Origin of the sequence: Micromonospora sp. AP08 (assembly GCF_008085935.1) — a bacterium.
Taxonomy (GTDB): domain Bacteria; phylum Actinomycetota; class Actinomycetes; order Mycobacteriales; family Micromonosporaceae; genus Micromonospora; species Micromonospora chersina.
In genome coordinates this window covers 81,629-99,098 of record NZ_VSEZ01000012.1, presented here as the reverse complement: position 1 = coordinate 99,098, position 17,470 = coordinate 81,629, and the positions used below count along the sequence as shown (strand labels likewise).

General features: G+C 74.8%; 18 protein-coding genes. 8 read left to right on the top strand and 10 right to left on the bottom strand.

From position 1 onward, the window contains the following. Window positions 1-15: 15 nt before the first annotated feature. Window positions 16-981, top strand: a complete 966-nt coding sequence (locus FXF50_RS20615) for a chlorophyllase (RefSeq protein ID WP_148430279.1) — start codon at window positions 16-18, stop codon at window positions 979-981. 25 nt (window positions 982-1,006) lie between these two features. Here FXF50_RS20615 and FXF50_RS20610 read toward each other — a convergent pair whose 3' ends face one another. The 3 genes from FXF50_RS20610 to FXF50_RS20600 form a co-directional block, all read right to left on the bottom strand. Continuing rightward, on the bottom strand, window positions 1,007-1,969 hold the full coding sequence (locus tag FXF50_RS20610) for a zinc-binding dehydrogenase (RefSeq protein WP_187399748.1): 963 nt from the start codon (window positions 1,967-1,969) through the stop codon (window positions 1,007-1,009). Window positions 1,970-2,041: 72 nt separating this feature from the next. Next, complete coding sequence (locus tag FXF50_RS20605; RefSeq protein WP_148430275.1) at window positions 2,042-3,217, bottom strand: NADP-dependent malic enzyme; 1,176 nt, start codon at window positions 3,215-3,217, stop codon at window positions 2,042-2,044. 139 nt (window positions 3,218-3,356) lie between these two features. Further along, the gene (locus tag FXF50_RS20600; protein ID WP_148430273.1) at window positions 3,357-3,713 is read right to left on the bottom strand and encodes a S24/S26 family peptidase; all 357 of its coding nucleotides are present in this window, start codon (window positions 3,711-3,713) and stop codon (window positions 3,357-3,359) included. An 85-nt stretch (window positions 3,714-3,798) separates the two neighbouring features. On the opposite strand from FXF50_RS20600, the gene sodN reads away from it, so the two are divergent. The 3 genes from sodN to FXF50_RS20585 all read left to right on the top strand — a co-directional run bounded on the left by sodN (window position 3,799) and on the right by FXF50_RS20585 (window position 5,164). Then, window positions 3,799-4,203, top strand: a complete 405-nt coding sequence (gene sodN, locus FXF50_RS20595; RefSeq protein ID WP_091318510.1) for a superoxide dismutase, Ni — start codon at window positions 3,799-3,801, stop codon at window positions 4,201-4,203. A gap of 65 nt (window positions 4,204-4,268) precedes the next feature. Next, window positions 4,269-4,724, top strand: coding sequence for a GNAT family N-acetyltransferase (locus FXF50_RS20590; protein ID WP_148430457.1), 456 nt, complete (start codon window positions 4,269-4,271; stop codon window positions 4,722-4,724). 32 nt (window positions 4,725-4,756) lie between these two features. Further along, on the top strand, window positions 4,757-5,164 hold the full coding sequence (locus tag FXF50_RS20585) for an ATP-binding protein (RefSeq protein WP_148430271.1): 408 nt from the start codon (window positions 4,757-4,759) through the stop codon (window positions 5,162-5,164). Window positions 5,165-5,188: 24 nt separating this feature from the next. Here FXF50_RS20585 and FXF50_RS20580 read toward each other — a convergent pair whose 3' ends face one another. Further along, on the bottom strand, window positions 5,189-5,578 hold the full coding sequence (locus FXF50_RS20580) for a hypothetical protein (RefSeq protein WP_148430268.1): 390 nt from the start codon (window positions 5,576-5,578) through the stop codon (window positions 5,189-5,191). A 43-nt stretch (window positions 5,579-5,621) separates the two neighbouring features. On the opposite strand from FXF50_RS20580, the gene FXF50_RS20575 reads away from it, so the two are divergent. Both FXF50_RS20575 and FXF50_RS20570 read left to right on the top strand, forming a co-directional pair. Then, window positions 5,622-6,572 carry a diacylglycerol kinase family protein gene (locus FXF50_RS20575; RefSeq protein ID WP_148430266.1) on the top strand — a complete coding sequence of 317 codons (951 nt, stop codon included), beginning with the start codon at window positions 5,622-5,624 and terminating at the stop codon, window positions 6,570-6,572. 447 nt (window positions 6,573-7,019) lie between these two features. Then, entirely contained in the window at window positions 7,020-7,277 is a 258-nt protein-coding gene (locus FXF50_RS20570) for a WhiB family transcriptional regulator (RefSeq protein ID WP_088975879.1), read from the top strand. Between the two features lie 111 nt (window positions 7,278-7,388). Here FXF50_RS20570 and FXF50_RS20565 read toward each other — a convergent pair whose 3' ends face one another. Genes FXF50_RS20565 through FXF50_RS20550 form a run of 4 tightly spaced genes read right to left on the bottom strand, consistent with a single transcriptional unit; the run spans window position 7,389 to window position 10,760 of the window. Continuing rightward, on the bottom strand, window positions 7,389-8,150 hold the full coding sequence (locus FXF50_RS20565; RefSeq protein ID WP_370464132.1) for a sirohydrochlorin chelatase: 762 nt from the start codon (window positions 8,148-8,150) through the stop codon (window positions 7,389-7,391). Next, the gene (locus tag FXF50_RS20560) at window positions 8,132-8,896 is read right to left on the bottom strand and encodes a phosphoadenylyl-sulfate reductase (protein ID WP_148430264.1); all 765 of its coding nucleotides are present in this window, start codon (window positions 8,894-8,896) and stop codon (window positions 8,132-8,134) included. Before FXF50_RS20560 ends, FXF50_RS20565 begins: the two co-directional genes overlap by 19 nt. Beyond that, the gene (locus FXF50_RS20555; RefSeq protein WP_120573286.1) at window positions 8,893-9,051 is read right to left on the bottom strand and encodes an IS1 family transposase; all 159 of its coding nucleotides are present in this window, start codon (window positions 9,049-9,051) and stop codon (window positions 8,893-8,895) included. The genes FXF50_RS20560 and FXF50_RS20555 overlap by 4 nt, the downstream gene beginning before the upstream one ends. Further along, the gene (locus FXF50_RS20550; RefSeq protein WP_148430262.1) at window positions 9,048-10,760 is read right to left on the bottom strand and encodes a nitrite/sulfite reductase; all 1,713 of its coding nucleotides are present in this window, start codon (window positions 10,758-10,760) and stop codon (window positions 9,048-9,050) included. Before FXF50_RS20550 ends, FXF50_RS20555 begins: the two co-directional genes overlap by 4 nt. Window positions 10,761-11,148: 388 nt before the next feature. On the opposite strand from FXF50_RS20550, the gene FXF50_RS20545 reads away from it, so the two are divergent. Beyond that, the gene (locus FXF50_RS20545; RefSeq protein ID WP_255510126.1) at window positions 11,149-12,735 is read left to right on the top strand and encodes a glycosyltransferase family 39 protein; all 1,587 of its coding nucleotides are present in this window, start codon (window positions 11,149-11,151) and stop codon (window positions 12,733-12,735) included. A 75-nt stretch (window positions 12,736-12,810) separates the two neighbouring features. On the opposite strand, the gene FXF50_RS20540 is transcribed toward FXF50_RS20545, so the two are convergent. Together FXF50_RS20540 and FXF50_RS20535 are read right to left on the bottom strand one after the other, a co-directional pair. Then, entirely contained in the window at window positions 12,811-14,358 is a 1,548-nt protein-coding gene (locus tag FXF50_RS20540; protein ID WP_148430260.1) for a PAS domain-containing sensor histidine kinase, read from the bottom strand. A 25-nt stretch (window positions 14,359-14,383) separates the two neighbouring features. Next, window positions 14,384-15,415, bottom strand: a complete 1,032-nt coding sequence (locus FXF50_RS20535; RefSeq protein WP_148430451.1) for an SIS domain-containing protein — start codon at window positions 15,413-15,415, stop codon at window positions 14,384-14,386. Between the two features lie 183 nt (window positions 15,416-15,598). Here FXF50_RS20535 and FXF50_RS20530 point away from each other — a divergent pair, with 183 nt between their 5' ends. Next, entirely contained in the window at window positions 15,599-17,422 is a 1,824-nt protein-coding gene (locus FXF50_RS20530; RefSeq protein WP_148430258.1) for a tetratricopeptide repeat protein, read from the top strand. Window positions 17,423-17,470 lie beyond the last annotated feature (48 nt).

Below are 17,470 nucleotides of genomic sequence, written 5' to 3'. Positions count from 1 at the left end.
GGCACAATCGAGTTCATGCGCCGTCGCCCTGCCGCCCTGATCACCGCCGCCGCCCTGCTCAGCACGGGTCTGGCCGGCTGCTCGGGCGACACCGCCCCGGCCGGGCGACCGGCGCCCGCCGTCCCGCCGAAGGCCACCACCCCCGGCCCGCGGGTGCCCGCCGGGCACGCTCCGACGGAGAGCTTCGCGGTCGGCGTACGCCAGCTGAAGCTGAACCGCGACGGCGACCGCCCCCTGCCGGTGACCGTCTGGTACCCGGCGGAGGGCGCGGCCGGTGGCGCCCCGGTGCGGTCCGTGCCGGCGGCGGCCGGGCGGTTCCCGGTGGTGCTGTTCAGCCACGGGCTGGGCGCCCGGCCGGAGGACTATCAGGTGCTGCTGACCCGCTGGGCGGCCGCCGGGTTCGTGGTGGCCGCGCCGAAGTTCCCGCACACCGGCGCCGGTGGTGACGGCAACCCGCTCGACGTGCTCAACCAGCCGGCCGACGTGTCGTACGTGCTGACCCAGGTGCTCGCCCTCGACGGGAAGGCGGGCGACCCGCTGCGCGGCCGGCTGGACCCGGAGCGGGTGGCCGCCACCGGGCACAGCGCGGGCGGGGTGACCACGATCGGGCTGTTCACGGCGGGCCGGGACGAGCGCCTGGACGCCGGCATCGTCTTCGCCGGTACGGCGCTCGGCGTCGGCACCGCGTTCGCCGGGGCCGCCGCGCCGCAGCTCTTCGTGCACGGCGAGGCCGACGAGGTGGTGGGCTACGCCGCCGGAAAGGCGGTCTACGACGCGGTGCCCTGGCCGAAGGCGATGCTCAGCCTGCCGAAGGGCGACCATGGGCGGGTACTGCTCGGCGACGGCAAGGCGTTGCGGGTGGTCGCCGACACCACGGTCGAGTTCCTCCGCTGGACCCTCTACGGCGACGCCGCGGCGAAGAAGCGGCTCCCCGCCGACGCCACCCGTGGCGGCGTGGCCACCCTGGACGACCACCTCTGACCGGTCGCCCAGGGCGGCGGCGCGGTCAGGCGGTGTGGTCGACGACCAGCTTGCCGAAGACGTCGCCGGAGTGCAGGCGGGCGAAGGCGTCCTCGATCCGGCTGAACGGCACGACGCTGTCGACCACCGGGCGCACCTCGTGCTCGGCGCAGAACGCCAGCAGCTCGGTCAGCTCCTCGGGGGTGCCCATCGAGGTGCCGAGGATCTCCAGCTGCATGGCGAAGACCCGGCGGAGGTTCACCTTGGGCTCGTGGCCGGCGGTGGCGCCGGAGACCACGATGCGGGCCATCGGGGCGGCCGACTTCAGCGAGTGGTCGAAGGTGGCCGCGCCGACCGTCTCGATCACCACGTCGGCCCGCTCGGGCAGCCGGGCGCCGGGCTCCAACGCGGTCGCGCCCAGCGCGGTGATGCGCTCCCGCTTGGCGGCGTCGCGGCTGGTCGCGTACACCCGCTTGCCGAGGGCGACGCCGAGCGCGACGGCCGCGGTGGCCACGCCCCCGCCGGCCCCCTGGACCAGCACCGACTCGCCGTCGCCGACCCGGCCCTTGGTGGTGAGCATCCGCCACGCGGTGAGCCAGGCCGTGGGCAGGCACGCCGCGTCGGTCACGGAGAGGCCGTCGGGCAGCGGCAGCAGGTTCATCCGGGGTACGGCCACCCGCTCGGCGAAGGTGCCCGCGTAGTGCTCGGAGAGGATGGAGACCCCGCGCGGGTCGCTCGGGGTGGGCACCACGGGGTAGATGACCACCTCGTTGCCGTCCGGGTCGGTGCCGACCGCGTCGCAGCCGAGGATCATCGGGAGCTGGTCGGCGCTGAGGCCCACCCCGCGCAGCGACCAGAGGTCGTGGTGGTTGAGCGAGCTGGCCCGCACCTGCACGGTGACCCAGTCCTCCTGCGGGTGGGTCGGCTCGGGACGGTCGCCGACGGTGAGCGCGGCGAGCGGGTTGTCGGCGTCGAAGGCCGAGGCATAGGCGGCACGCATGATCGGCACCGTAACAAGCTGAGCGCCCGTTAAGAAGGGGCCCTTCCTGTGCAAAACACGATAAGAAGGGCCCCTCCACGGTCAGCGGCGGGCGACCCCGTCGCGGCGGGCGGCCTCGGCGACGGCCTCCGCCACCGCGGGGGCGACCCGCGGGTCGAGCGGGGAGGGCACGATCGCCTCCGGGGTCAGCGACTCGGCGACCACGTTGGCGATGGCGTCGGCGGCGGCCACCTTCATCCCGTCGGTGATCCGGGTGGCCCGGGCGTCCAGCGCGCCACGGAACACCCCGGGGAACGCGAGCACGTTGTTGATCTGGTTGGGGTAGTCGCTGCGCCCGGTGGCGACCACGGCCACGTGCCGGGCGGCCACCTCGGGGTGCACCTCCGGGGTGGGGTTGGCCAGCGCGAAGACGATGCCGCCCGGCGCCATGCCGGCCACCGCCGCCTCGGGGATCTGCCCGCCGGAGACGCCGACCAGGACGTCCGCGCCGCGCAGCGCCTCGGTGATGTCGCCCTGGCGGCCGTCGGCGTTGGTGGTCTCGGCCAGTTCGGCCTTGGTCCCGGTCAGCTCGCGGTGCCGGCCGATGATGCCCTTGGAGTCGCAGACCACCACCTGGTCCGGGTTGACGCCCCCGGCGACCAGCATCTTCGTCACCGCCACGCCGGCCGCGCCGGCCCCGCTGACCGCGACCCGCAGGTCGCCCAGCTTGCGGTTGAGCAGGGTGGCGGCGTTGCGCAGCGCGGCCAGCACCACGATGGCGGTGCCGTGCTGGTCGTCGTGGAAGACCGGGATGGACAGCGCCTCGTCCAGCCGGCGCTCCACCTCGAAGCAGCGCGGGGCGCTGATGTCCTCCAGGTTGATCCCGCCGAACGAGGGGGCGAGCGCCCGCACGATCGCCACGATCTCGTCCACGTCCTGGGTGTCCAGGCAGACCGGTACGGCGTCCACGCCCGCGAACTGCTTGAACAGCACCGCCTTGCCCTCCATCACCGGCAGCGCCGCGCGCGGGCCGATGTTGCCGAGGCCGAGTACGGCGGAACCGTCGGTGACCACGGCGACGGTGTGCGACACCCACGTGTAGTCGTCGGCGAGGTCGGGGTCGGCGGCGATCGCCTCGCAGACCCGGGCCACACCCGGGGTGTACGCGAGGGAGAGGTCTTCCCGGCTGGTGAGCGGCACGGTCGAGGCGACGGCCATCTTGCCGCCGAGGTGCAACCGGAAGACGGGATCAGCGGGGTCCGGGGTGGACGTAGACATCGGTGACTCCAGGATCTGTCGAGCAGACGGACCGGCCGGCTCGGCGCGCGTGGTCAGCGGCCAGCGGGGCGGCGGTGCGGGGGTCACCCGGGCACTTTCCGAGCATAGCCAGGCACGCCGCACCGGTATGTGATCGGGGTCATATCCACCGCGGCTGTCCGGTGACCCGCCCGGGACGCGGCCAGTACCGGACCACCACCCGGCCCCGCACGTCCGCCACCCCGTACGCCCGGGAGTCGTCGGTGACCAGGTCGTTGTCGCCGCGCAGCCACCAGCCGCCGTCCTGCGGGCGGACCGCGCGCTTGACCACGAGCAGGCCGGGGCGGCTGCGGAAGACCGCCACCACCACGTCGCCGGGGCGGACGGGGCGGCCCCCGGTCCGCACCAGCACGGCGTCGCCGTGCCGCAGGGTCGGGGCCATGGACGGGCCGGTGACCAGGACGGGCGACAGGGGGCCGCGCAGCGCGGGCGCGGCGGGGTCGTCAGCGGCACGCACCGGGGTTTCACCTCCCGCCCGCCGGGGAGCATCTCCAGGAGTAATGTCGTCTTGGATCATCGCAAACATCCCATGGAGGACCCTGATGCGCCTTCCTCGCATCCTCACGCCCCGGGTGACCGCTAGCGCCCACTGCGACCTGCCCTGCGGCGTCTATGACCCGGCGCAGGCCCGGATCGAGGCCGAGTCGGTCAAAATGATCTGCGAGAAGTACCAGTCGAACACCGACCCGGAGTTCCGCACCCGGGCGATCATCATCAAGGAGCAGCGGGCCGAGCTGGTCAAGCACCACCTGTGGGTGCTCTGGACCGACTACTTCAAGCCGCAGCACTTCGAGAAGTACCCGCACCTGCACCAGCTGTTCAACGAGACCACCAAGCTGGCCGGCGCGGCCGGCGCCAAGGGCGCCACCGACCCCGCCAAGGCCGACGAGCTGCTCTCGAAGATCGACGAGATCTCGAAGATCTTCTGGGAGACCAAGCAGGCGTGAGCCTGCCCGCCCAGGCACCGACGATCCGGCCGGCGCGTCCCGAGGACGTGCCGGCCGTCGTCGCCATGGTGCACGAACTCGCCGACTACGAGCGCGCCCCCGAGCAGTGCCACCTCACCGGGGAGCAGCTCACCGCCGCCCTGTTCGGGCCTGCTCCGGCCCTGTTCGGGCATGTCGCGGTGGATGCCGCCGACGAGCCGATCGGCTTCGCCCTCTGGTTCCTCAACTTCTCCACGTGGGAGGGCGTGCACGGCATCTACCTGGAGGACCTGTACGTCCGGCCGGCCGCCCGCGGCACCGGCGCGGGCCGGCTGCTCCTCGCCACCCTCGCCGCGATCTGCGTCGAGCGCGGCTACCGGCGGCTCGACTGGTGGATGATCAACTGGAATCCGGCCGCGCGCTTCTACGCCGCCATCGGTGCCACCCCGATGGACGAGTGGGTGCCGTACCGGCTGGCCGGGAAGGCGCTGCACGAGCTCGCCGCGCAGGTGCCGGCCGCCCCCACGCAGCCGGACGCCTGACCGGGTAGAGTCCCGCACCGGGGGGATGAGGCGTGACTCAACTGACCGGCCAGCCCACGACGGACGACGACGTCGTGCACCTCACGGTGCCCGCCGACGGCGGCTACCTGGGCGTGCTGCGCACCGCCACCGCCGGTCTCGCGGCCCGGCTCCAGTTCGCCCTCGACGAGATCGAGGACCTGCGCATCGCGGTCGACGAGGCGTGCGCCATGCTGCTCGCCATCGCCACCCGCGACGCCGAGCTGGAGTGCCGCTTCGCGGTCACCGAGGACGCCCTCACCGTCGAGGTGACCGTGCCGACCGTGCGGGGCGCCACGCTCCCCTCGGAGTCGTCCTTCGCCTGGAAGGTGCTCACGGCGCTGACCACCTCGGCGAGCGCCCGGGCCGCCGACGGCCGGGCCACCATCTCCCTGCTCACCCGCCGCGCCTCCGGCTTCTGACCGTTCCGGCGCGCCGGCGCGGCCTCACTCGAAGCCGAGCGCGCGGTTGGTCGGGGTGCTCACGAGCAGGCCGGTGACGCCGAGGCCGAGCGCCATGAGCGGCACACCGAGCCAGCCCAGCCCGCCCTGGATCATGTACCAGCCGATCGGCAGCAGCATGAGCTGGAGCACGATGGCCGGCGCCCGGGCGCCGGACCGGCGGCGGGCCAGCGCGCCGCCGAGCGCCCACAGCGCGACCGCCCCGCCGACCGCGAACGCGGTGACGAGCAGCGCCGAGGTCAGGTCGGTGGTGCGCGCCGTCAGGTCGGACCAGATCAGCCACGCCGCGACCAGGCCGAGCGCCACCGCCTCGGCGCGCAGCAGGAGCACCGCCCAGCGGAGCGTGCCGGGGACCGGGCCGGAGTCGATCGTCACGCGCGACACGATACCCGTGGGTAGGCGCGGTACAGTGCCGCCCATGCGGGCCGTCCTGGTGGTCAATCCGAAGGCCACCACCACCAGCGAGCGCAGCCGGGACGTGCTGGTCCGGGCGCTGCGCAGCGAAGTCGACCTGTCGGTGCGCTACACCCGCCGGCGGGGCCACGCCATGGATCTGGCGCGGGAGGCCGCCCAGGAGGGCGTCGACCTGGTGGTCACGCTCGGCGGCGACGGCACGGTCAACGAGGTGGTGAACGGCCTGATGGCCGCCGAGCCGCCGACCTTCCGCACCGGGCAGACCCCGGCGGAGCGGCTGCCCGCGCTGGCCACCGTCCCGGGCGGCTCGACAAACGTCTTCGCCCGCGCGCTCGGCCTGCCCCGGGAGTGGCCGGACGGCACCAGCATGATCCTGGAGGGGCTGCGGCTGGGCCGGTCGCGCACCATCGGGCTGGGCCGGGCGGACGACCGCTACTTCACCTTCTGCGCGGGCTTCGGCATCGACGCGGCCGTCATCCAGCGGGTCGAGCAGGCCCGCAAGCGGGGCCGGGTGTCCACGCCGGCGCTCTACTTCCGCTCCACGGTGAGCCAGTACTTCCTCGCCTCCGACCGCCGGCATCCGGCCATCACGCTGGAGCGCCCCGGCGAGACCGCCGAGACCGATCTGGGCACGGTCATCATCCAGAACACCGCGCCGTGGACGTACCTGGGCGACCGGGAGATCAATCCGAACCCGGACGCCTCGTTCGACCTCGGCCTGGACGTGCTCGCCATGCGGCGGCTGAAGGTGGCCAGCACGGCACGCACGGTGACCCAGTTCTTCTCGCGCCAGCCCGACCCGCACGGCCGGCAGGTGCTCCGGCTGCACGACGTGGCGGAGTTCACCCTGCTCTCGGCCCGCCCCCTGGCCTTCCAGCTGGACGGCGACTACCTCGGTGAGCGGGAAAAAGTCAGATTTGCATCCGTGCCCGCCGCACTGAGAGTAATCTGCTAGGTCTCGGGTACTGCCGTCGGTTGACGCGGACCCCTCACCGCCTCCGGCGGTGTCCGCCACACCGAGGGAAGGTGCCGGAAATGTCAGCAACGTCACGCAGACCGTACTATATTGATCCTCGACTGTGGCACGCCGGGTAACCAGAGCGCTCTGAAACCCGGACAAAAGGGTGGTGAGCCCGCTCACTGTTCGGAGTTTTTCCGAGCGTCACCCTTGACATCACGACAGTTCGTGAAAGTATTCACAAGCGAAGTCGTGTTACCGGGACATTGCCTGGATATGCTCGGCAGGTTGAGCTGTTCCAGCAGGTCCACGGGCCCGCAAGCCTGCTCACGCAGCGCCGAATTGATGGATGCTGACCGTCACCGATCGGCAATGCGGACGCATATAGGAATAGCAACGAAGCGTTATCTGGCCACCCACTTAAGAATGAGGAGTGTTGCCGCCATGGACTGGCGCCACGATGCCGTCTGCCGCGACGAGGACCCGGAGCTGTTCTTCCCGATCGGGACGTCCGGTCCGGCCCTCCTGCAGGTGGAGCAGGCCAAGGCTGTCTGCCGGCGCTGCCCGGTGACCGACCACTGCCTGCAGTGGGCGCTGGAGTCCGGTCAGGACGCCGGCGTCTGGGGCGGGATGAGCGAGGAGGAGCGCCGCGCGGTCAAGCGCCGCGGCGGGCTCCGGGTGCTGCGCGCTCACTCGGCCTGACTCACACGCTGCACGCCCCGGCCGGACACCGGCCGGGGCGTTCTGCTGTCCGGAGCACATGACACCCGGCTACCCCGGCGCCATCCTCGTTGATCATGATGGCGACGCGCGTCACACCGGGCTGCCGACCGGCACGGCGTCGACCCGCCGCAGGACCAAATCGGCCAGTTCGGGAAGGTCGGTCAGCGGTTCGGCGACCGCCGCGGCGCCGGCCCGCTCCGCCGCCGACCGGACCGCGTCGTGGAACAGGCCCGGAGCCAGGAAGTAGGCGGCCACCGCCACCCGGCGGGCGCCCGCCGCGCGCAGCCGGGACACCGCGACACCGGTGCCCGGTGGCGCCGCCGAGGCGTACGACACCCGGGAGGGCACGCCCAGCTCGGCGCCGAGCGCCGCGGCCACCCGCCCCACCGAGCCACGCGCCCGGGGATCGCGGGTGCCCGCCGCGGCCAGCACGACGGCGTCGACGCCGCCCGGCGCCGCCTCGGCCAGCCGGCGGCGCAGCCCGGCCAGCAGCCGGGTGTCCACCGTCCCGTCGGCCGGCCCCAGCACGTCGGTCACCCGCACCTCGATGTCCGCGCCACCCTGACGGGCCGCCGCCACCGCCGCCGGGACGTCGACCTTCCGGTGGTACGCGGCCGTCAGCAGCAACGGCACCAGCACCGCCCGGGGGTGGCCGGCGGCGGCCAGGTCCCGCAGCACCGCGGCGGGACCGGGGTCGGTGTGGTCCAGCCAGCTCGGCAGCACCGGGACGCCGGGGCGGGCGGCCGCCACGGCCCGGGCCAGCGCCCGGGTCGCCTCGGCCGCTCGCGGATCCCGGCTGCCGTGCGCCACCAGCACCACCGGCGGCTCGGCGGTCAGGTGTGCAGACCGCACTCGGTCTTCTCGAACATGGCCCAGCGGCCCGCCCGCGGGTCCTCCCCCGCCCGGGTGCGGCGGGTGCAGGGCCAGCAGCCGATCGAGCCGTAGCCGCGGGCGAACAGCTCGTTCACCGGGATGTCGTAGCGGGCGATGTAGGCGTCCACGTCCCGCTGGCTCCACGCCGCGATCGGGTTGACCTTGACCTTGCCGCGCCGGGCGTCGAAGGCCACCACCGGGGTGTTGGCCCGGGTCGGCGACTCGTCCCGGCGCAGCCCGGCGGCCCAGGCGTCGTACCCGGTCAGCGCCCGCTCCAGCGGCTCGACCTTGCGCAGCTGGCAGCAGTCGTCCGGGGACTTGCTGAACAGCCGGGGGCCGTACTGGCCGTCCTGCTGGCCGACCGTCATCCGGGGGCGGATCGAGCGCACGTTCACGGGCAGCCGCCGGGCCACCTCGTCGCGGACCTTGAGCGTCTCCGGGAAGTGCAGGCCGGTGTCCAGGAAGACCACGTCGACCCCCGGGGCGACCCGGGAGACCAGGTGGGCCAGCACCCCGTCCGCCATCGAGCTGGTCACGCAGAACCGGTCCCCGAAGGTTTCGGCGGCCCAGCGGGCGATCTCCAGCGCGGGCGCGCCCTCCAGCTCCCGGCCGGCCCGCTCGGCCAGCGCGCGCAGCTCCTCCGGGTCGCGCCGGGCCGGGTCGACCGGGGCCGGCCCGCCGATCCCGACCAGGCCCAGGCCGGCGGCGGAGGGCAGGGCGCTCATCGGTTCACCGCCCGGCTCAGCAGGCCGGTGAACTTCACGGTGAAGACCCGGGCGCAGGCGTGGCACTCCCAGGCGCCGTGCCCGGCCTCGTGCGGCCGCAGGTCCTCCTCCCCGCAGTACGGGCAGTAGAGAGGCGCAGATCGGGCATCGCTCATCGCAATTCCTCCTCGTCGACCCTGATCACCCAGTTGGCGAAGCTCTCGCCCTCGGTCCGGCCGGCCAGGTAGCGGCGGGCCAGGCGTTCCACGTACGCCGGAAGCTCCTCGGCGGTGGTCTTGAGGCCGCGCAGCTTGCGGCCGAAGCCGGCGGTCTGCCCCGCGGCCATGCCCAGGCCGCCGCCGAGGTGCACCTGGAAGCCCTCCACCTGCCGGCCGTCCGGGCCCACCACGAGCTGGCCCTTGAGCCCGATGTCGGCGACCTGGGTGCGGGCGCAGGCATTCGGGCAGCCGTTGAGGTGGATGGAGATGTCCGCGTCGAAGTCGCGCAACCGCTCCTCCAGCCGGGCCACCAACTCCTCGCCGCGGCGCTTGGTCTCGACGATGGCAAGCTTGCAGAACTCGATGCCCGTGCAGGCCATGGTGCCGCGCCGCCACGCCGACGGCCGGGCCTCCAGGCCGATCCCGCGCAGCTCCGCCACCAGCGAGTCGGTCCGCTCCGGCGCCACGTCCAGCACCAGCAGCTTCTGGTACGGGGTGAGCCGCACCCGGCCGCTGCCGTGCGCCTCGGCCACGTCGGCGAGCCGGGCGAGCTGGGTGCCGGAGACCCGGCCCACGATCGGGGCGGCGCCGACGTAGTTGTTGCCGTCGCGCTGCGGGTGCACGCCGATGTGGTCGACCGGCTTCGCCGGCAGCGTCGCGGCCGGGCCGTCGAGCAGCGCCCGGCCCAGGTACTCCTTCTCCAGCACCTCGCGGAACTTCGCCACGCCCCAGTCGGCCACCAGGAACTTCAGCCGCGCCCGGTTGCGCAGCCGGCGGTAGCCGTAGTCGCGGAAGATGCCGACCACCCCGGCCCAGACGTCCGGCACCTCGGCCAGCGGCACCCACACGCCGAGGCGCTTGGCCAGCATCGGGTTGGTGGAGAGGCCGCCGCCCACCCAGACGTCGAAGCCGGGACCGAGCTCCGGGTGCTCGACGCCCAGGAAGGCGATGTCGTTCGCCTCGTACGGGGTGTCGACCAGCCAGGAGATCGAGGTCTTGAACTTGCGGGGCAGGTTGGAGTACGCCTTGTCGCCGACGTACCGGCGGACGATCTCGTCGACCGCCGGCGTGGGGTCGAGCACCTCGTCCCGGGCCACCCCGGCGACCGGGCTGCCCAGCACGACCCGGGGGCAGTCGCCGCACGCCTCGGTGGTCTGGAGGCCGACCGACTCCAGCCGGCGCCAGATCTCCGGCACGTCCTCGACCCGGATCCAGTGGTACTGGATGTTCTGCCGGTCGGTGATGTCGGCGGTGTCGCGGGCGAACTCCCGCGAGATGTCCGCGACGACCCGGAGCTGGGCCAGGGTGAGCTCGCCACCGTCCACCCGCACCCGGAGCATGAAGAACTCGTCCTCCAGCTCGTGCGGCTCCAGCACGGCCGTGCGCCCGCCGTCGATGCCCGCCTTGCGCTGGGTGTAGAGGCCCCACCAGCGGAACCGGCCGCGCAGGTCCTGCGGGTCGATCGAGGCGAAGCCCCGGTGGGCGTAGATGTTCTCGATCCGGGCCCGCACGTTCAGCGGGTCGTCGTCCTTCTTGATGCGCTCGTTGGCGTTGAGCGGCTCCCGGTGCCCGAGCGCCCACTGCCCCTCGCCACGCGGCCGGCGCGGGGCCCGGGCGACGGGCGCCGGGGTGTCGGGCCGGGTCGTGGTGGTGCTGCTGACCGCCATCGCGGCGTCCTCCGTTGTCTGCTGTGCCTGGAAGCGCGGACGCGGCGGCCGGCCCTGGGTGAGGGGCCGAGGACGGCGATGTCGATGACGGCCGGCGCGGAACGCGCCCGAGACGGATGGGTCGGGCGTCGTCAGTGGGCCGGACAGATCGCGCTGCGGACGCGGCCGTAATCGACGTGGCGGCGGGCCACGAAGCGGCGGATGACAGCGGCGGTCATAGGGCTCATGCTCCCACAGCCGGCGATGACCGGCCAATGACCGAGTGTGTGATCCCACATCACGGGCAGCGGCGGTCATCGACCTCGGTCCACCGCGTCGGCCCGACGGGGGTGGGGACAAATCGGCGGACCGGCACGGCGGGCGCCGCCGCCGTGTGACGCTGCGGAATGTGAACCCGCCCGCCGAGTCCGAACGGTCCCGCCACCGTCGGGCTCGGCTGGTCTGGGCGGCCCCCGGCCTGCTCACCCTGGTGGTCACGCTGGCCGGGATCGGGCACGCGCAGCCGTGGCGGGACGAGCTGGCGACGTGGAGCGCCGCCACCCGCCCGGTCCCCGACCTGGTCCGGCTGGCCGGCACCATCGACGCGGCGACCGGGCCGTACTACCTGCTCATGCACGGCTGGACCGCGCTGTTCGGCACCTCGCCGACCGCGCTGCGGCTGCCGTCGGCGCTGGCCATGGCCGGGGCCGCCGCGCTCACCGCCCGGCTGGGCGCCCGGCTGGCCGGTCCCCGGGCCGGGCTGCTCGCCGGCCTGCTCCTCGCCGTGCTCCCGGTCACCTCCCGGTACGGCCAGGAGGCCCGCCCGTACGCACTGGCCACCCTGCTGGCCGTGCTCGCCACGCTGCTGCTGGTCGGGGCGCTGCACCGGCCCACCTGGCGGCGCTGGGTCGGGTACGCCGTCGCCGTGGCCGCGCTCGGGCTGCTCCACCTGATCGCCCTCACCCTGCTCGCCGCGCACGCCCTCGTCGTGCTTCTGGTCGCGGCGTGTGGACCGGCGGCGGCCGGACTCGACCCGCCGGCCGGCCCGACCTCCCCGACCGACGAGGCGCAGGCCGTGACCGGCGAAGCCGCCCCGACTGCCGGCAGCACGCAAGCCGTGACCGGGGAGGCCGCCCCGGCTGCCGGCGCGCGTGGCCCGGGCGTCATCTGGCGGTGGCTGGTGGCGCTGCTGCCGGCGGCCGTGCTGGTCGCCCCGCTGGTGCTGGCGGCCGGAGGGCAGCGCGGCCGCCAGCTCGACTGGGTACGCCTGGCCCGCGTCGACGACCTGGCCGCGCTGCCCGGCGCGCTGGCCCAGAGCGGGGTGGTGGGCGGCCTGCTCGTGGGTCTCGCCGCGCTCGGCGCGGGACGGCTCAGCCGGCGGGCGCTGCTGCCGGGGGCCGCCGTGCTGCTGCCGGTGCTGCTGCTCTTCGCGGCCGGCACGGCGGTGCCGCTCTGGGTGACCCGGTACCTGGTCTTCACGGTGCCGTTCGCCTGCCTGCTGGCCGGGGCGGCGCTGGCCGGCGTACGCCTGGCGCCGGCGCTGGCCGTGGTGACCCTGGCCGGCCTGCTCGGGCTGCCCGACCAGGCGGCGCTGCGGCGCACCCACGAGTGGCCGCGGAGCGCACGCGTGGACTACGCGGGCGTGGCCCGGATCGTCGCCGACCACGAGCAGCCGGGCGACGCGGTCGTCTACTCGCCCCGGGACAGCTGGCTCTTCCCGGACCTGGGCCTGACGTACCACCTGGGGGCGCGGCGACCGCGCGACGTGCTGGTGGTGCGCGACCAGCGGCAGCGCGCGGACCTGTGGGCGGCCGAGTGCGACCGCCCGGCGGAGTGCCTGGCCGGCGTGGACCGGGTCTGGCTGGTGGTCACGGGTCGGCGCGCCGACCCGCTGGCGGCGGTGCCCGGTGCCAAGGGCGACGCCCTCCGCGACGCCTTCACGGTCCGCCAGGTCTGGCCCCGCCCCGGCCTCACGGTCGCCCTCCTCACCCGGTGAGCCCTCACCCGCCGGGACCGGGACGACGACCCGGCGCTTACTCCACGGCCGGGGAGGCGCCACACGCGGGAGCGGTCAACCGGCGAGGCGGTCGGCGGTGCCGCGGGCCAGGGGGACGACCAGGACGGCCTCGGTGCCGCCCCGGGCGCCGTTGCGCAGCTCGATGGTGCCGCGCAGCTCGCCGGTGACCAGGGCCCGGACGATCTGGAGGCCGAGGTTGCCGCCCTTCTCGGCGTCGAACTGCTCGGGCAGGCCCCGGCCGTTGTCGGCCACCGAGACGTGCAGCTGCTTGCGGAACCGGTGCGCGGAGACCACCACGGCCGGCTCCGGCGCGCCCTCGGTGCCGGGTGCGCCCTCCTCGCCGGCCGGCGGGAAGCCGTGCTCGACGGCGTTGAGCAGCAGCTCGTTGAGGACCATCACCAGCGAGGTGGCGATCTCGGCGGGGAGCACGCCGAAGCTGCCCTGACGGCGCATGCCGACGGACACCTCGGTGGCCGCCACCTCGGTGGCCGCGCTGGCGACCCGGTCGACGATGCCGTCGAACTCGACCGCCTCGTCGCTGGACATGGAGAGCGTCTCGTGGACCAGCGCGATGGAGGCGACCCGGCGTACCGACTCCTCCAGGGCGACCCGGGCCTCCGGCATGGCCACCCGGCGCGCCTGGAGGCGCAGCAGCGCGGCGACGGTCTGGAGGTTGTTCTTCACCCGGTGGTGGATCTCCCGGATGGTGGCGTCCTTGGTGATCAGGGCGCGGTCGCGGCGGCGTACCTCGGTGATGTCGCGGACCAGGACCAGCGCGCCGATCGGCACGCCCGCGGGCATGAGCGGCAGGGCCCGGGTGAGCATGGTGGCGCCCCGGGCGTCGATCTCCCGCCGGGGCGGGGCCTCGCCGCGCAGCGCGGCCAGCACGGCGTTGCCGGCGTCGGTGCCCTCCAGGGGGTCGCTGGCGAGCCGGCGGTGCAGCTTGGCCAGGTCCTCCCCCACCAGGTGCGAGGCGTAGCCGAGCCGGCGGTACGCGGACTGCGCGTTGGGGCTCGCGTAGGTCACCTTCCCGTTGGCGTCGAGCCGGACCAGGCCGTCGCCGACCCGGGGCGCCGAGGTGGTCTCGCCCGGGTGCCGGGGCGGCGGGAAGGTGCCGTCGGCGATCATCTGGGCCAGGTCGTCGGCGGTGGTCAGGTAGTTCAGTTCGAGCTGGCTGGGCGTGCGGGCGGTGGAGAGGTTGGTGTCCCGGCCCACCACGGCCACGACCTCGCCGGACTCCCCGTCGGCGGTGCGCAGCCGCACCGGGATGGCCTCGTGCCGGGCGGGCACGTCGCCGTACCAGACCGGGTCGCCCTCCCGCCAGATCCGGCCCTGCCGGTGGGCGACCTCCAGGTGCGCCACCTCGGGCCCGCCGACGATCCGGCCGACCTGGTCGTCGAGGTACGCGGTCGGCGCGGTCGTCGGGCGGACCTGGGCCACGCAGAGGAACGTGCCGTCGCCGTCGACCGGCACCCAGAGCAGCAGGTCGGCGAAGGACAGGTCGGAGAGGAGCTGCCAGTCGCCGGCGATCCGGTGCAGGTGGTCGATGTCGGCCGGCCGGAGCGAGGTGTGCTCCTCGGCGAGGTCACGGAGGGTGGACACGCTGAACAGCGTGCCACGCCGGGCCTCACATCGTCGCCGTGACCTTCTTCAACCCGCGCGGGGCGTCCGGGTCCTCGCCCCGGGCCAGCGCCAGCGCCAGGGCGAGCCGCTGCAACGGCAGGATGTCGAGCAGCGGGGCGTACCGCTCGTCGACCTCGGGCACGGCCATCCGGGCGGTCGCCTCGACGTCGGCGGAGCCGACCACCACGACGTCGGCGCGGCGCTCGCCGAGCCGGGGCAGCACCTCGCGCATCGACTGCCCGCCGGGGCCGGAGCCGACCACGGCGAGCACCGGCACGTCGGGGTCGGTCATGGCGAGCGGACCGTGCAGCAGGTCGGCGCCGGAGAAGGCGAGCGCCGGCAGGTAGGAGGTCTCCATCAGCTTCAGCGCCGCCTCCCGGGCCGTCGGGTACGCGTAGCCCCGGCCGGTGGTGACGAGCTGGGCGGCGAACCGGTAGCGCGGGGCGAGCTGGGCCGGGGTGGCGTCGGACAGGGTGCGCTCGGCCAGTTCGGGCAGGCGGGCCAGGCAGGCGCGCTCCTCGGCGGGGAGCACGCCGTCGCCGGCGCGTACCCCCTCGACGAGCATGAGCAGCGCGAGCAGCTCGGCCGTGTAGGTCTTGGTGGCGGCGACGGCCCGCTCGTGGCCGGCGGCGATGTCGATGCTCAGCTCGGCGGTGTCCACCAGCCGGGAGTCGGGGTTGTTGGTGACGGCCAGGGTGAGCGCGCCGGATTCCCGGGCCACCCGCAGCACCTCGGCCAGGTCGGGCGAGCCGCCGCTCTGGCTGACCCCGACCACCAGGGCGTCGGAGAGGTCCGGCCGGGCGCCGAAGACGGTGACGGCGCTGGGCGAGGCCAGCCCGGCGGGCAGGCCGAGGCGGATCTCGGTGAGGTAGGCCGCGTAGAGCGCCGCGTGGTCGGAGGTGCCCCGGGCCGTGAACACCACGTGGCGGGGCCGGCGCTCGGCGATCACCGCCGCGACCCGGGCGATCGGCCCGGCGTGCTCGGCGGAGAGCAGGCGCTCGTAGCCGGCCGGCTGCTCGTCGATGTCGGCGGCCATCCCGGCCCCTGGACGCGTCACTGAGGACCCCCTCCTGCGCGATTGCCGCGCGTTCGGTGCTCAGTCTTGCACCTTTCAGCGGCAACGAGCAACGGAACGAACAGTAGTGCGCAGTGGATCACCATCCGGCCGCATGATCCCCTAGGCTTGCCCGGCTGGCGGACCGACCACCGAGAGGACGACGTGCCCGAGGACGACCCCGCGCTCTCCGCGGAGGAGGAACTCGCGCTGGCCCGGCTGGCGCTGGCCGAGGGAGACCTCCGGCACGCCGCCGACCACGTCGCCGCCGCGCTCGTCCAGGCCCCCACGCTGCCCGAGGTGCACGAGACGCTGGCCCGGCTCGCTGCGGCCGGCGGCGGCGACCTGGACCTGTTCCCGCTCGGCCACCACGCCTTCGTCGGCGCGGTGGTGGCCCGCGCCCACCTGCTCGCCGCCGCCGGCCGCCCCGCCGAGGGGCTCGACCTGCTGGCCGCGGCCACCGGCTACGCCCCCGCCGCCGAGTGGGCGGCCGTGCCCTGGGTGACCGCGCCCGACCTGCCCGAACGGCTCGACCCCGAGCGCACCGCCCGGATCCTCATGCAGATCTGCGCGGCCGCGCCCGACCCGGTCCCGCGCCGGCTGCGCGACCCGCTGCGCCCGTACCTCACCCTGGCCCGCAACGCGGTCACCGTGCACCCGGCCCACCCGCTGCTGCTGGGCGCGGCGTCCGCGCTGGCCCGGCGCCTCGGCGAGGTCGCCCTCGCCGTCACCTGGGCTTCCCGGGGGGTACGCGCACAGCCCACCAAACTCGGCGAGGTGTGGCTCGGTTACGCCTACCGCAGCGCGGGCCGGACCCGGGACGCGCTCGCCGCCCTCGAACGGGCCGTCGCCCTCGACCCCGACGACCTGGCGGTCTACGCCGACATCGCCGGCACCCTCGCCGACAACGGCCGGCTCGACGAGGCGCTGGCCTGGATCGACCGGGCCCTGACCCGGGACCCGACCTTCGACTGCGCCGTGCACACCGCGCACCGGCTGCGCTTCCAGCGCGACGGGGACGTGGCCCACCTGGTGGCCCTCGCCGACTTCGTCCGGGACCACCCCGACGACACCCACGAGCACGGCGACCTGGCCGAGTGCTGCCGCGGCCGCCCCTGGCTCGGGCAGGTGACCCCGGCCGGCGGGCCGGTGCTGGACGCGCTGCGCCAGGCGCTCGCCGCCGAGGCCGGCGCCCCGGTCGCCGTACGCCTCGACGGGCTGGAACCGCCGAGCGCCATGCGGACCGCGGCGACGGCCGCACCGGGGCTGGCCGTCGAGGTGGCCGCGGTGGCCGACCCGGACCCGCGCGAACCCCGCCGGGCCACCACCTGCCAGCTCTGGCGGTACGACGGCACGGTGGCCGCGCCCACCCTGCCCACCCCCTCGGCCGAGGCGGCGGAACGGATCCGGCAGCTCGCCCACCCGGCCTGGCCGCACCCACCGGCCGCCTACGACGCCGCGGTGGCACTGGCCACGCTGGACCTGTCCGATCTGCTCGCCCTGCTGGTGCACCCGCCGGCCGCGCCGGCCACCGCGCTGGGGCGGGTGCTCGCCGGCCAGGACCCGTCGCTGTGGGTGCGCTGCGTGCAGGTCTGGGCCTGCCTCGGCCTGCTGCACCACCGCACCGACGAGCCGTGGGCGGAGTCCACCCGGCGCCGGACGCTGCTGGAACTCGTCTGGGGCGTGGAGGACTGGATCACCGAGGCGGCGTTGTTCGCCCTGGTCACCGCCGCCTGGGTGGACCCCGCCGTACGCCCGGACGTGGCGCGGGCGGTGGCCGAGCGGCTCGCCGACGTGGCGGCCGTGGCCCGCGAGCGCCCGGTGCCGATCGCCGTCTCGCTGGCCCACCTGGCGCTGGCCACCCCGGACCTCGACCCGGCCACCCGCGCGCTGGCCGACGGCCTCATCGGCGGCCCGGCGCCGGACGCCCCGGCCGGTCTCCTGCGCCGCCTCTGGCACCGCCTCACGGGCCTCTTCCGCCGCCACTGACGGAGAAACGGCGCGGCCACGCCGTACCCGGTGACGGGTTCGGCGTGG

Coding starts and splice junctions, on each gene's coding strand:
- FXF50_RS20615 (WP_148430279.1), top strand. CDS start 16: ATGCGCCGTCGCCCTGCCGCCCTGATCACCGCCGCCGCCCTGCTCAGC.
- FXF50_RS20605 (WP_148430275.1), bottom strand. CDS start 3,217: ATGTCTACGTCCACCCCGGACCCCGCTGATCCCGTCTTCCGGTTGCAC.
- sodN (WP_091318510.1), top strand. CDS start 3,799: ATGCGCCTTCCTCGCATCCTCACGCCCCGGGTGACCGCTAGCGCCCAC.
- FXF50_RS20590 (WP_148430457.1), top strand. CDS start 4,269: ATGGTGCACGAACTCGCCGACTACGAGCGCGCCCCCGAGCAGTGCCAC.
- FXF50_RS20575 (WP_148430266.1), top strand. CDS start 5,622: ATGCGGGCCGTCCTGGTGGTCAATCCGAAGGCCACCACCACCAGCGAG.
- FXF50_RS20570 (WP_088975879.1), top strand. CDS start 7,020: ATGGACTGGCGCCACGATGCCGTCTGCCGCGACGAGGACCCGGAGCTG.
- FXF50_RS20560 (WP_148430264.1), bottom strand. CDS start 8,896: ATGAGCGCCCTGCCCTCCGCCGCCGGCCTGGGCCTGGTCGGGATCGGC.
- FXF50_RS20555 (WP_120573286.1), bottom strand. CDS start 9,051: ATGAGCGATGCCCGATCTGCGCCTCTCTACTGCCCGTACTGCGGGGAG.
- FXF50_RS20550 (WP_148430262.1), bottom strand. CDS start 10,760: ATGGCGGTCAGCAGCACCACCACGACCCGGCCCGACACCCCGGCGCCC.
- FXF50_RS20535 (WP_148430451.1), bottom strand. CDS start 15,415: ATGGCCGCCGACATCGACGAGCAGCCGGCCGGCTACGAGCGCCTGCTC.